At 66.9% G+C, this 13,326-nt stretch carries 13 protein-coding genes; 9 read left to right on the forward strand and 4 right to left on the reverse strand.

From position 1 onward, the window contains the following. The first annotated feature begins 253 nt into the window (after positions 1-253). The 3 genes from AC1RMY_RS16665 to AC1RMY_RS16675 are packed head-to-tail and all read left to right on the forward strand — an operon-like array spanning position 254 to position 2,766. Positions 254-1,279, forward strand: coding sequence for a Ppx/GppA phosphatase family protein (locus AC1RMY_RS16665; RefSeq protein WP_492866632.1), 1,026 nt, complete (start codon positions 254-256; stop codon positions 1,277-1,279). Positions 1,280-1,336: 57 nt separating this feature from the next. Next, positions 1,337-2,128 (forward strand): RlmE family RNA methyltransferase, encoded by a 792-nt coding sequence (locus tag AC1RMY_RS16670; RefSeq protein WP_492866346.1) that lies wholly within the window; start codon positions 1,337-1,339, stop codon positions 2,126-2,128. Beyond that, positions 2,125-2,766, forward strand: a complete 642-nt coding sequence (locus tag AC1RMY_RS16675; RefSeq protein ID WP_492866348.1) for a hypothetical protein — start codon at positions 2,125-2,127, stop codon at positions 2,764-2,766. The genes AC1RMY_RS16670 and AC1RMY_RS16675 overlap by 4 nt, the downstream gene beginning before the upstream one ends. Positions 2,767-2,830: 64 nt before the next feature. On the opposite strand, the gene AC1RMY_RS16680 is transcribed toward AC1RMY_RS16675, so the two are convergent. From AC1RMY_RS16680 to AC1RMY_RS16690, 3 genes are all read right to left on the reverse strand, one after another. Next, on the reverse strand, positions 2,831-3,115 hold the full coding sequence (locus AC1RMY_RS16680) for a type II toxin-antitoxin system RelE/ParE family toxin (RefSeq protein WP_492866350.1): 285 nt from the start codon (positions 3,113-3,115) through the stop codon (positions 2,831-2,833). After that, a complete protein-coding gene (locus tag AC1RMY_RS16685; protein WP_492866351.1) occupies positions 3,112-3,399 on the reverse strand; it encodes a CopG family ribbon-helix-helix protein in 288 nt (95 codons plus the stop codon). Before AC1RMY_RS16685 ends, AC1RMY_RS16680 begins: the two co-directional genes overlap by 4 nt. A 107-nt stretch (positions 3,400-3,506) precedes the next feature. Further along, entirely contained in the window at positions 3,507-4,958 is a 1,452-nt protein-coding gene (locus AC1RMY_RS16690) for an MFS transporter (protein WP_492866353.1), read from the reverse strand. A gap of 362 nt (positions 4,959-5,320) precedes the next feature. Between AC1RMY_RS16690 and AC1RMY_RS16695 the strand changes: the two genes are divergently transcribed. From AC1RMY_RS16695 to AC1RMY_RS16710, 4 genes are all read left to right on the forward strand, one after another. After that, positions 5,321-5,533, forward strand: coding sequence for a hypothetical protein (locus AC1RMY_RS16695; RefSeq protein ID WP_492866355.1), 213 nt, complete (start codon positions 5,321-5,323; stop codon positions 5,531-5,533). 161 nt (positions 5,534-5,694) lie between these two features. After that, a complete protein-coding gene (gene guaB / locus AC1RMY_RS16700) occupies positions 5,695-7,188 on the forward strand; it encodes an IMP dehydrogenase (RefSeq protein ID WP_492866357.1) in 1,494 nt (497 codons plus the stop codon). 197 nt (positions 7,189-7,385) lie between these two features. Continuing rightward, positions 7,386-7,796, forward strand: a complete 411-nt coding sequence (locus AC1RMY_RS16705; protein ID WP_492866359.1) for an MAPEG family protein — start codon at positions 7,386-7,388, stop codon at positions 7,794-7,796. 208 nt (positions 7,797-8,004) lie between these two features. Beyond that, a complete protein-coding gene (locus AC1RMY_RS16710; RefSeq protein WP_492866361.1) occupies positions 8,005-9,111 on the forward strand; it encodes a DUF2865 domain-containing protein in 1,107 nt (368 codons plus the stop codon). Positions 9,112-9,401: 290 nt separating this feature from the next. Here the strand turns inward: AC1RMY_RS16710 and AC1RMY_RS16715 are convergent, their stop codons facing one another. After that, a complete protein-coding gene (locus AC1RMY_RS16715) occupies positions 9,402-9,815 on the reverse strand; it encodes a hypothetical protein (protein WP_492866363.1) in 414 nt (137 codons plus the stop codon). Positions 9,816-10,564: 749 nt separating this feature from the next. On the opposite strand from AC1RMY_RS16715, the gene AC1RMY_RS16720 reads away from it, so the two are divergent. Beyond that, a complete protein-coding gene (locus tag AC1RMY_RS16720) occupies positions 10,565-11,578 on the forward strand; it encodes an extracellular solute-binding protein (protein WP_492866364.1) in 1,014 nt (337 codons plus the stop codon). After that, positions 11,575-13,254: an ABC transporter permease gene (locus AC1RMY_RS16725; RefSeq protein ID WP_492866366.1), complete on the forward strand. Its 1,680-nt coding sequence runs from the start codon at positions 11,575-11,577 to the stop codon at positions 13,252-13,254. Before AC1RMY_RS16720 ends, AC1RMY_RS16725 begins: the two co-directional genes overlap by 4 nt. Positions 13,255-13,326: the final 72 nt, after the last annotated feature.

A 13,326-nucleotide genomic window follows, 5' to 3' on the forward strand; every position in this document is an offset into this window, starting at 1 on the left:
CGGCGGAAGGTTCCGCTTGGCACCTTAGTCCCGCTGTTGTTACGCTCGTTCCAAAGAGGCAGCCGGGCTCGTCGCCCGGCTCAGCCGCAACGCCCTTAAGGCCGATGCGCGGGGCAGATGCGGCAGGCCAGAGGAACGGGCGAAAGTGGCGGTCGAGGACCGGCAGGAGCGGGATGTCGCAGCGGTAGCGCTTCCGCAATTTCACGGTGCGAGCCCCGATCCGGGCGGCGCGACGCACGCAACTGTGCCGAAAATGGCCTCCCCGGGCATTGAGGCATTGCGGATCCAGCCGCAACGCGCACCCCCGACAACCTATGCCGCGCTGGATCTCGGTACCAACAATTGCAGGCTGCTGATCGCGCGGCCGGCCCAGCACGGCTTTCGCGTGGTCGATGCCTTCTCGCGAATCGTCCGGCTGGGCGAAGGGCTGGCGGCGAGCAGCCGGCTCTGCGACGCCGCGATGGACCGCGCGGTCGACGCGCTCAAGGTCTGCCGTGGCAAGATGCTCCACCGCAACGTCACGCGCGCCCGGCTGGTGACGACGGAAGCCTGCCGCGCGGCCGTCAACGGCTCCGATTTCGTCCGCCGCGTCGCCGACGAGGCCGAGCTCGAACTGGAGATCATCGACCAGCGCACGGAGGCCGCGCTCGCGGTCTCCGGCTGCGCCGCGCTGGCCGATCCCGTGGCCGAGGGCGTCATCGTGTTCGATATCGGCGGCGGCTCGACCGAGATCGTCTGGATGGGCGGTCGCAACGAGGCGCGCGATCCCGCCGCCCGCATCCGCGAATGGGCCTCGCTGCCGATCGGCGTCGTGACGGTCGCCGAGCGCTATGGCGGCGTCGACGTCAGCCGGGCGCTGTTCGAGACGATGGTCGAGGACTGCACCAGGGAACTCGCCCCCTTCGCGAAGAAGGCTGCCGCAGCGCGCGGCGCCAGGGCGTTCCACCTGCTCGGCACCTCGGGGACGGTGACGACGGTCGCCGGCATCCATCTCGGGCTGGCCCGCTATGACCGCCGCGAGGTCGACGGCTTGTGGATGCGCCAGGAGGACATCCTCGCCGTCATCGACCGGCTGGTCGAAATGGACTATGCAGCGCGGGCGGCCAATGCCTGCATCGGCCGCGAGCGCGCCGATCTCGTGCTGGCCGGCTGCGCCATCTTCGAGGCGATCCGCCGCGCCTTTCCGAGCGAGCGGGTCCGCATCGCCGATCGCGGCCTGCGCGAGGGCATCCTGCTTAGGATGATGCATGAGGACCGCGCCTGGTGGCGCCGGAGATGAGATGACGCCTTCGAGGACACGGGCCGGCAGCATGGCGACGCCGCCGGGAGCGCGGTGATGAGCACCATCAAGTCGGGCGGAAAATCGGCGGGCAAGTCGGGCGGCAAGTCGACGGGCAAGGCGGTCGGCGTCGCCGGCAAGTCGGGCGGCGCGCGCGACATGCGCGTCAAGGTCAAGAAGGCCGGCAAGCTCAAGCATTCCTCGCAGCTCTGGCTCGAGCGCCAGCTCAACGATCCCTATGTGAAGCGGGCCCGCGAGATGGGCTATCGCTCGCGCGCCGCCTTCAAGCTCGAGGAAATGGACGATCGCTTCAAGTTCCTGAAATCGGGGCAGAAGCTGGTCGATCTCGGCTGCGCGCCCGGCGGCTGGTGCCAGATCGCGGCGGCGCGGATCGGGCTGGAGAAGGGCAAGGGCCGCATCGTCGGCATCGACCTGCTCCCCGTCGATCCGATTCCGGGCGTAGACCTGATCCAGTTGGATTTCATGGCCGACGAGGCCCCTGCCCTGCTGACGCAGCGCCTCGGCGGGCGCGCCGACGGCGTGATGTCCGACATGGCCGCCAACACGACCGGCCACAAGAAGACCGACCACCTCAAGATCATCGCGCTGGCCGAAGCCGCGCTGGAATTCGCCTACACGATACTCGCCCCCGGCGGCTTCTATCTGGCGAAGCTGTTCCAGGGTGGCGAGAGCGCCGAATTGCTGGCCCAGCTCAAGCGCGACTTCACCACCGTGCGCAACGTCAAGCCGTCGGCCAGCCGGGCAGATTCGTCCGAGCTCTATGTGCTGGCGACGGGGTATCGGCGGAAGGCGGAGGAGCCCGCGCCTGGCACTGAAGCCGAGGCATGACGCGCACGGACCTGCCCTCGATAAAGCGCGTTTGTCTGGCGATGGCGCTGGGCCCGCTCGTGGCGAGCGCTGTGTATACCGTTTACGCGTTCGGCATCGACGGCCGATTTCTCTGGGCATTAATGACCGTCTTAACGGTAGGTGCCTACCCGGCAACGCTGTTCTTGGCGATCCCGATTTACGTCGTCGTTCGCGATCACGGGCGCCTCAGTGTTGCTTTCGTTTGCGCAACGGCAGGCCTAATTGCAATCGTTCCTTGGCTGCTTCTTGAGCTTCTGCCGTCGTCAAAGGGCTTCAGCGCGAAGGTCGACAATGTCTGGCTGGTGCAGGACGGGGTTTTGACTGCGGCCGGCAGGCTCCACAAAATCCGATCTTACGCGGAAAAGTTCCTGGCAGGCGCGCTCGGCGGCGGTGTTTTCTGGCTGATCGCCATTCGCCCTCTACCCAAGCGCGCACGACAGAATATCAGCACATCTCGGAAGACGTACGCGGACATCTCGATCCGCGAAGGGAACAAGGTTTTGTCCGGTCAGAACCTGTATCGAGATGTTGCCGCGCTCAACGAGGCAGACGCCGCCGCTGATCTCAAGGCGTTTCATGAACAGATCGATCGCAACATGCCGGGAGGGCCCGGTTAGCCGAAGCCCCGTTCAATTTCTGGGACGGGTCGAAGCCGGTCCGTTCGTTCCCGGCGACAGCCCCTCACCTCTGCGGCGGCCATTGCCTCGCCGCATGCAGGACACGCAGCACGCGCACCCGATCGCCGACAAGGTCATAGACCACGACATAATTGCCGTGAACGACCAGTTCCCGCGTGCCGGCGACGCGGCCTGGACGGCCGAGCGCCGGATGGTCGACCAACCGCGCCGCCTTCTCGGAGAACAATTCGTCGAGCGCCAGAGCGGCCACCGGATTGTCGGCCTCGATATAGTCGTAGATCTCTTCGCGGTCCCGTATCGCCTCGCGGGTCCAGAACAAGCGCGTCATTCAGGCGCCTGGAGCCGGCGCCGCGTCGCGGCGCGCCGGCCCGCGAACCGGGCTTCGACCTCGTCGGCGGCAACCAGCTCGCCGGCATCGGCCGAACGCGCTCCGATCTGGACCTGCTCGCGGAACCAAGCGTCATGGCCTGCCGCTTCCTGCTGCTGGCGCACGAAATCACGCATGAAATCGCGCAGCAATTGAGCGCCGGAACGATCACGCGCCTTGGCGGCGGACGCGAATTCGCTTTTCAGGGCTTCATCGACCCTGAAGGTGAAGGTCGCTTCGCTCATAGCGCCGCTCCGTGTGTTACATATGAATTACACGTTAGCACACAGGGCGGTGGGTTCAAACGGGAGCGTTTGCGAGCGAACGTCTGCGCAAAGCCTGACTGCCGCCGTCACTCCAGCGGCTTCTGGTCGGCGATCGCCTCCGCCGTCGCTTTGCGGGCGCTGAACGGCGGATCGCTCAGGTTATGACCGGAGACCTCGGCGCCGGCATCGGGCGCGAGTTGCGCCATCATGAAGACGGATGAAGCCGAGATCAGCCCGACCAGCATGAAGGCCGGCCAGAAATCGCCGGCGCCGAGGGCAGCACCGCCATGGAATGCATGTGCCGTCTCCAGCGCGAAGGCGCCGATGGTGACGCCGAGGCTCAGCGACAATTGCTGCGCCACGCTCGACAGGCTGGTCGCGCTCGACATCTCCTTGTTGGAGACGTCGGCATAGCTCAGCGCGTTGATGCCGGTGAATTGCAGCGAGCGGAAGCAGCCGCCGATCAGCAATACCGACAGCATCAGCCAATGCGGCGTCAGCGGCGTGAACAGGCCCGATGCCGCGAGAAACGCCGCGCCGACCACGGCGTTGACGGTCAGCACCCGCTGGAAGCCGAAGCGCGCCAGGATGGTCTTCGCCGCCGTCTTCATCAGCAGGGCACCGGCGGCAGAGACGAAGGTGATCAGCCCTGATTGCAGCGCGTCGAGCCCGAAGCCGAGTTGCAGCATCAGCGGCAGCAGGAAGGGGATCGCGCCGATGCCGGTGCGAAAGATCGAGCCGCCGATCACGCCGATCCGATAGGTCGGAATCTTCAGCAGCGACAGGTTCAGGACGGGGTGGGCGACGCGGCGCGAATGGAACCAGTAAGCGACGAGCGCCGCGACGCCGGCCGCGACGCAGGCATAGGACACCGCCTCGGGAACCAGGTGCCGCCCGCCGGTGGCGAGCCCTAGCATCAGGCTGGCGAAGCCGAAGGCCGACAGCATGAAGCCCTTGATGTCGAGCGGCGCGACGTCCTCCTCGCGCACATCCTCAAAGAACAGGCTCGCCAGCAGGATGCCGACAATCCCGATCGGAATGTTGATGAAGAAGATCCAGCGCCAGTCGAAATAGGTCGTGATGAAGCCGCCGAGCGGCGGACCGACGACGGGGCCGACCAGCGCCGGCACGGTCAGATAGGCGAGCGCGCCGACCAGCTCGGATTTGCTGACGCTGCGCAGGATGACGAGCCGCCCGACCGGCACCATCATCGCCCCGCCCATGCCCTGGATGAAGCGCGCGCCGACGAAGGCCCCGAGCGAATTCGACAGCGCGCAGAGGATCGAGCCGAGCATGAACACGCCGAGCGCGGCGCGGAAGATCGTGCGGGCGCCATAGCGGTCCGCCATCCAGCCCGAGATCGGGATGAACACGGCGAGGCTGACGAGATAGGAGGTCAGCGCCAGCTTGAGCGCGATCGGATCCTCGCCGAGCGACTGCGCGATCACCGGCAGCGAGGTCGCGATCACCGTCGAGTCGGTGTTTTCCATGAACAGCGCGCAGGCGACGATCAGGGGCAGGAGTTTGGCGCGCTGCAAGATGGTCGGGCCTCGCGTGAACGACGCTCTGCCTTAGCCGCACGAATCGGACGTGACGAGGACAAGTCGGGCCCGCAGCCCTCGCCTCGCGCATCACCGCCATGCGCTGAGCGTCTCGACTACCGCAAAAGACAGCCCCGTCATGCGCCAAGCACAGTGCCGATGGCGGCCACCATCTCCCATCTGATGAGATGTCCGTCATGGCCCGGACATCGAAGGGGCGCTTGTTTTTGCCAACGATCTGGAGACGTCCGATGCTCGACCGACCTCACCTCCCTGCCTTTCACAGCGGCTGGCGCGCAGCTGCCCTCGCCCTTTGCGCCGGCGCAGCCATGTTGGCCGCGCCCTCTCCCGCAAGAGCGATGGATACCGACTGGCATCAGACCTGCACCTTCAAGACCTCTCCTCAGGGCTATGGCGAGATGGCGCGAGAGCGCGCCTGCATCCGCCAGAATGACTGCACCGCCATGGCCGACGCACGCGGCGGCATGATGATGGGCATGGGCTGTATCGGTGTTGCGCCCGACACTCCGGCGGCCGCGACCAGAGCGGCGCAGCCGAAGCAGCGCCGCTAGCTCCGCCAGGCTCGCCGCCGCGCATCGCCGCATTGCAAAATATTCGCTGCGGCGCTCTAGCGGCGGCGGCGGGCGCATGCTAACGGGCCTCGTCAACCCGGTCGCGGGCGCCCTCCGCGAGACCGCAACAGAGCCGGCCCGAGCCGGTGTCGGAGTTGACGATGACGCTTTCCCTCGACGGTCTCATTCGCGACGGTTTCACCTTCGACGACGTGCTCCTCGAGCCCGGCCCGTCCGAGGTCATGCCGGCCGATGTCGACATCAGCACCCAGCTCACCAAGACGATCTCGCTCAACCTGCCGATCATCGCCTCGGCGATGGACACGGTGACCGAAGCGAAGATGGCGATCGCCATGGCGCAGGCCGGCGGCCTCGGTGTCGTCCATCGCAATCTCGAGGCCGACCAGCAGGCGGCGCAGGTCCGCCTCGTCAAGAAGTTCGAATCGGGCATGGTCGCCAACCCGATCACGATCTTCCCCGACGAGACGCTGGGCGAAGCGCTGGCGATCATGAAGCACAACTCGATCTCCGGCATCCCGGTGGTCGAGCGCGGCCCGCAAGGGCACAAGGGCAAGCTCGTCGGCATCCTCACCAACCGCGACGTCCGCTTCGCCGCCAACCCGGAGCAGCCCGTCTCGGAGATCATGACCAAGGACCGGCTGATCACGGTGCGCGAGGGCGTCACCCAGGATGAGGCGCGCCGGCTGCTGCACCAGTTCCGCATCGAGAAGCTGCTCGTCGTCGACGATCACTACCGCTGCATCGGCCTGATCACCGTCAAGGACATGGAAAAGCAGGTCGCCCATCCCAGCGCCGCCAAGGACGCCAAGGGCCGCCTGCTGGTGGCGGCCGCGACCACGACCGGCGATCTCGGCTATGAGCGCTCGGAGATGCTGGTCGATGCCGGCGTCGACCTGATTGTCGTCGACACCGCGCACGGCCATTCCTCCAAGGTGCTCGAGGCCGTTGCCCGGGTGAAGAAGCTCTCCAACGCCGTCCAGATCATCGCCGGCAATGTCGCGACCGCCGGCGGCGCCCAGGCGCTGATCGACGCCGGCGCGGACGCCATCAAGGTCGGCATCGGCCCGGGCTCGATCTGCACCACCCGCATCGTCGCAGGCGTCGGCGTGCCCCAGCTCACCGCCGTGATGGACGCCGCCAACGCTGCAGCCAAGGCCGGCATCCCGGTCATCGCCGATGGCGGAATCAAATACTCCGGCGATCTCGCCAAGGCATTGGCGGCAGGCGCTTCCTGCGCCATGGTCGGTTCGCTTCTGGCCGGCACCGACGAGACCCCGGGCGAGACCTTCCTCTACCAGGGCCGCTCCTACAAATCCTATCGCGGCATGGGCTCGGTCGGAGCGATGGCGCGCGGTTCCGCCGATCGCTACTTCCAGCAGGACATCAAGGACGCGCTCAAGCTCGTGCCGGAAGGCATCGAGGGCCAGGTCGCCTATAAGGGCCCGGTTTCCGGCGTCCTGCACCAGCTCGCCGGCGGGCTTCGCGCCGCCATGGGCTATGTCGGCGGCAAGGATTTGAAGGACTACCAGGCCAAGGCGCGCTTCATCCGCATCACCAGCGCCGGCCTGCGCGAGAGCCATGTCCACGACGTGACCATCGTGCGCGAGAGCCCGAACTACCCGACCCGCTCCTGAAACGGGCTGTTCTGATCCTGCATCGACTTTTCCGAAAGCCGCAGTCCACTTTTCGGGTCGATGCCTTATCCACTGTCATCTTCGGCGGGGCGGGTCCATTCGGGCCCGCCCCGCTTGCATTTGACGGGCTTGTTGGCTTCGCTCCCGATCACGCAGCGCCGGCCTGACGCCACGCTGCGCGACGATCGGGGACGCTGATGTCGCTCAAGCTGGTTTATCCCTCGCTGGCCCTGGTCCTCTGGATCTTCATCGTCCTCGTCATCATGTTCCTGCGGCGCAAGACGGCCTTCGCTACCAAGCAGGTCAACATGGCCGATGTCGCGGTCTCGGCTGCAGCCTATCCCGAGCCCGCCAGGCTCGCGGCGGCGAATTTCTCGAACCAGTTCGAGACACCGCTGATCTTCTTCGCGCTGATCATGCTGGCGATGGAGGTCGGGGCGACCAATTACATCATGGCGGCCCTCGCCTGGGCCTATGTCGCGACCCGCGTCGTGCATACGCTGGTGCATGTCGGCTCCAACGACCTGCGGGTCCGCTCGACGGTCTTCGCCGTCGGCGTCGCCATCCTCTTCTGCATGTGGGCCGGCGTCGTTCTCGCCGTCATCTGAGCGGCAAGCCCCTGAGCGGCAAGCCCCGCGCAAGCTTTGCCATGCACCATGGCAGACTAGGACCGAAGCGGAACGGACGGCTTGGCGCGTTAAGCATTGCACCCTGTTTTGCCGGCTGCGGCCCGGGCCGGCGTTGAACCTTAACGGAAAGTAAACTACACCCTTCAAGCGGCGGACGGGTAAGCAGGCGTAGGGTGGAGTCGACGCGATGTTGCGTGTCCGTGAAGTTCCGGCGCGGGTTTCGGCCTGCGACGAAAAAGGTGTCGTCCCAAGCCTTTGCACCGAAATTCTGCCGCGTGCCGGCAAGCCGGCGCGCCTCGGCGCCATGGCGGCGCTGGGTCTGGCGCTCGGCGCCGGTGGCGCCGTCTTCACCGTCTCTCTGGTGCAGGCCGAGGACGATGCCGGCATCCGCGCCTTCCATCGCCAGGAATACGCCAACCGCCAGGCGCTCCAGCAGGGCAGCCAGCCCCGCGCCTCGGCCTATGCGCCCGCCCGTTCCGGCTGGCAGATCCCGCTGTTGCGGATGGAGCCCGATGGCCGGATCGCGCATCCGCCGGTCGAACTCAACCCCTTCCGGCAGCGCGCGGTGGCGGATGCTTCCAAGCGCCAGGCCAGGGATGCCGGCGCCAGGCGCACCACTCAGGCCCGGCTCGACACCGTCTCCGGCGCGGCCGATGTCCCGCGCACCATCTGCGTGCGCCTCTGCGACGGCTTCCACGCCCCGATCGGCCATCTCCGCGCCGCCTCCGACATGAAGGCGCATGAGGCGCTCTGCCAGGCGATGAACCCGGGCATCCCGGTGAAGGTGTTCCGCGTCGCTGCCGGCTCCGCCAATATCGGCGACGCCCAGGCCGCCGACGGCAAGCGCTACGATGCGCTGCCCATGGCCTGGAGCCATGAGACCACGAAGGACGCGGCGGCCTGCCGCCCCGCCATCGTGCAGGCGGGCGAGCGCCGGGTCTCGCTGCTGCGCGACTTCACGCTCCGTCCCGGCGACAGCGTCGTGCTCGACGGCAAGGTCAGGACCTTCGTCGGCGGCTCGAACTGGCCCTACAGCGCGCGCGACTTCCGCGATTTCCGCAGCGCCTCGGAACTGAGCAACGGCCAGCGCAAGCAGATCGACGAGCGTGTCGGCATCTCGCGAATGGAAGCGGAAGCTCGCGGCCTGCGCCGGCAGATGCGCCTGCGCGAGGCGAGCCTCCATGACGACGCCACCGCCAGCGATGCCGTCATCGGCCTGCGCGGCTCGCTCGATCCGGCGCGGCGCGGCTCGGTCCGGATGATTTCGCTCGTCACCGAAGAGACGCGGCGCTGATCGGAGGGGCGCGTTGCTCTCGGCAATATGCCTCTCCCCGGAAATCAAAGCCGGCTTCTCACCCTTCCCCACTCAGCCAAATCCCGGTCTCGATCGGCCGTGAGCGCGTCGTGGCACAGCTACGCGCCACCAATACTTGCGGCGGAAGACAGGCTTGATAATGGAGCCCGCACGGGCAGGGGCGTCGCCCCCAGATGCACTGCGCCCAATCGGACTGCTCGCCGAGTCTGGAAATCAGCCCGGCGACCAGTCCGAGAGCTGCACGGCTGAAGAGTGTCCAGAGCGCCGGCTTAGGCGGCAAGCTTGCCCGCTTTGCCCGCCTCGCCCACAACCTCCGTCGCGACGGCGGTTACGGTCTCCAGCTCCTTGCTCACGATCGTCGCTATTTGACCAAACTCGCTGGAATAGTCGCTCGTGACGCGCTCGCTGAACCTGCGGTGCGCCGCGACGGCCTCTGCGACTTCGCGGCATTGGCTGAGTTCGCTACACAATTCCGCCTGCGCCTTCATGCGCCGCCCGATGAAGCCGAACAGTTCGGAGCCCATAGTCAGGTTGGCTTCCAGCATGGCCTGGGGCACGGCGATGGCGGCCGCGAATTGCACCTGCATCGTCTTGGTGATGCCTTCCAACGAACCGAAGGCCATAGCGCTCTGGCCGTCCGCGCTGCCATTGCGATCCTGTTGCGGATTTCTCGATGTCGACATGTCTCGCCTCCTTTGACGGTGGCCCACCATACCCCCGAAGCAATCGGTATGACCGTGCGGTAACAACCAGATGACCGGCCCCTCGCGGCAAACTCCAACGCGATCGCAATCCCTGCGGTCTTTCTCATCCCACCCGCAGAAATCGGCGCCATCGCTGATACGCGTGTCCGGCGAAATCAACTCGACGAGCTTTTCGCTCTTGGAGCCTCGGTGCTTTTCCTGATCCCGATCAGACCGACATCTGCGCTTGACGTTCGTGACCTCCTCGCTTGCCCGCCATCCGGCCGCATCGACGCCTCATCGTTCGATCAGGCGGTCGCTGCTCCCGGATCCCGCTCGGCCTCTTGGTTCGTCAGCATAGCCCAGATGGCGAGGGCCATCTTGTTCGGCGATGTCATGCCAACCAGCATGAGGGGCTTTGGTTCGATCATGCGCTGTAGCCACGACTTCTTGCTCTTGTGGAGCGCAGTCGAGGGCGCCCCAGTGCTCTTGAAGTGATGGAGGTCGGCTCCTCGCCGGAGCGGCTTCCGGGCGAAGGCGCATGACGGCCCCGCCGACGGCGCCGTCATCGCATCCCCAGGAGCCATCATATAGACGGCACAATTAGAATTCTACCAACATAGGCCTACATTAGAATTGATTTAAGCTGCTGATCGAAAAGGGCTTTTCTGTTGACGCCCGCCCGGCCGGGTTCTACCGCTCCGCCCTGCAACGCGAAGAACCGGGCCTTGAACCCGAAGGAGCGAACCATGATCCACGCGACTCGCCTCTCCACTTTTGCGCTGGTCGCCAGCCTGCTCGCCACGCCCGCCCTGGCCCAGAGCGTCAATCTCTACACGACGCGCGAGCCCGCTCTGCTGAACCCCGTGCTCGAGGCCTTCACCAAGGACACCGGCATCAAGGTCAACGCCGTGTTCCTCAAGGACGGCCTGCAGGAGCGCATCAGGGCCGAGGGCGCCAACAGCCCCGCCGACGTGATGCTGGTGGTGGATGTCGGCGAGATCAACGCGGCGGTCGACGCGGGCATCACCCAGCCGATCAAGTCGGCGGTCGTCGACAAGACCGTCCCGGCGCAGCTCCGAGGGCCCGACGACAGCTGGGTCACGCTGACCAAGCGCGCCCGCATCGTCGTCGTCTCGAAGGACCGCGTGAGCCAGGACGCGATCACCTATGAGGACCTCGCCGACCCGAAGTGGAAGGGCAAGTTCTGCATCCGCGCCGGCCAGCACCCCTACAACAACGCCTTCTTCGCGGCTTATCTCGCCCGCAACGGGGCCGAGAAGACTGAAAGCTATCTCAAGGCGCTGAAGGCAAACGTCGCGCGCAAGCCCGGCGGCGGCGACCGCGACGTCGCCCGCGACATCCTCTCCGGCCAGTGCGACATCGCCATCATCAACACCTATTATATCGGGCTGATGAGCAAGGCGACGAATGAGCAGAAGGGCTGGTACGACGCGATCAAGCCGCTCAAGACGACCTTCGCCAATGGCGGCACGCATGTGAACGTCTCGGCAGCCGCGATCGCCAAGAACGCGCCGAACAGGGAGAACGCCGTCAAGCTGCTCGAATACATGCTCGGCGAGAAGGCGCAGACCCTCTATGCGGACGGCAACTTCGAGTTCCCGGTCAATCCCGACGTCAAGGAAAGCGCCGCCGTGAAGCTGCTCGGCGTCGTGACGCCGGACACCACCCCCCTCGGCGACGTCGCCAAGAACCGCAAGGCGGCCGCTGACCTCGTCGACAAGGTCGGCTTCGACAATTGAGCCTGAGCGCTCCCCTCGCCAACATCCGACGGTCGCCACTCGCGTGGCGGCCGTCGACGCGTTTCATCTGGGCATCGCTGCTCGGCGCGGGCCTCGTCGCCCTGCCGATCCTGTCTCTCACGCTGACCGCTCTGTCCTCGCAGGCGGCGTCGATCTGGCCGCATCTGGCGGCGAACGTCATTCCGGCCGCCCTCGCCGATACCGGCATGCTCCTCCTCGGCGTCGGCCTGCTCTGCGGCGTCATCGGCGTCGGCACCGCCTGGCTGGTGACGCAGTTCGACTTTCCAGGCCGGTCGACCCTCGAATGGCTGCTGGTGCTGCCTCTGGCGCTGCCGACCTACATCACGGCTTACGTCTATGTGGAGCTTCTCGGCTTCCAGGGACCGCTGCAGGGCGCGTTGCGGGCGGTGACCGGCTGGCGCTCGCTGCGCGACTACTGGTTTCCCGATCCGCGCAGCCTCGCCGGCGCTATCTGCATCATGACGATCGTGCTCTACCCTTACGTCTATCTCAGCGTGCGGGCACTCTTCAGCCTGCAGGCGGCGACGATCGTCGAGGCCGCGCGTACGCTGGGAGCTTCTCGCGCGCGTCTGTTCTGGCGCATCGGCCTGCCGATGGCCCGCCCCGCGCTCGCCGCCGGCATGACGCTGGCGTTGCTGGAGACACTCAACGACATCGGCGCCAGCGAATATCTCGGCGTGCGCTCGCTGACGCTGTCGATCTACACGACCTGGGTCAATCGCAGCTCGCTCGCAGGCGCCACCCAGATTGCCTGCGTCATGCTGCTGCTCGTGGTGATGCTGATCGTGATCGAGGGAAGGCTGCGCGGTCAGCGCCGCTTCGCCTTGCCGGTCCGGCAGCCGCGCGCGCTCAGCCGCGTCCCGCTGGCCGGTCGCCGCGCCGTCGCAGCCAGCCTCGCCTGCGGCCTGCCGGTCCTGCTCGGGGCCGTGCTGCCGGTCGGCTTCCTGGTGGCGGAAGTGCTCAGGCGCGACCTCTGGCAACAGGCCGATGCCGCCCTGCTGCGCAGCCTCGCCAACGCCATCGCCCTGTCGGGGCTCGCTGCCGGCATCGTCGTGGCCCTCGGCATCGGCATCGGGGCCGCCCGCCGCCAAGGGCGCGAGCCCTGGTTGCCGGCGCTCTCGCGCCTCGCCTCGCTGGGCTATGCGGTGCCGGGCACCGTGCTGGCGCTAGGGCTGCTCGTCCCGCTGGCCGGCTTCGACAATATCCTCGCCGGCGCAGCGGCGCGCTGGTTCGGCTTCAACCCCGGCCTGCTGCTGATGGGCTCCGGCGCAGCCCTCGTCCTCGCCTATGTCGTGCGCTTCCTGGCGATCGCCGTCTCCGGGGTCGAGAGCGGCCTGTCGCGGGTATCGCCCCGCATCGACGACGCCGCACGCACGCTGGGCGCCAGCGCCCCGGAGGTGCTGCGCAGGATGCATTGGCCGCTCGCCCGCCCGGCCATCGCCGCCGCCGCCCTGCTCGTCTTCGTCGATTGCCTGAAGGAGTTGCCCGCCACGCTGCTGCTGCGTCCGCTGAACGTCGACACGCTCGCCACCACCGTCTACGGCCACGCCTCGCGCGGCTCGTTCGAGGACGGCGCTCTGGCGGGACTCCTGATCGTGCTGGCGGGGCTCTATCCGGCCATCAGGCTGGCGCGCGCCGGTGGACGGCCGGGCTAGCCGGCTCGACAAATCGTGGGCATCGGCCTAAACCGGCAACGCTAAGGACATGATGCTGCAAGGTGGGCGCCG

Source organism: Allobosea sp. GW822-FHT03F07 (assembly GCF_058801345.1).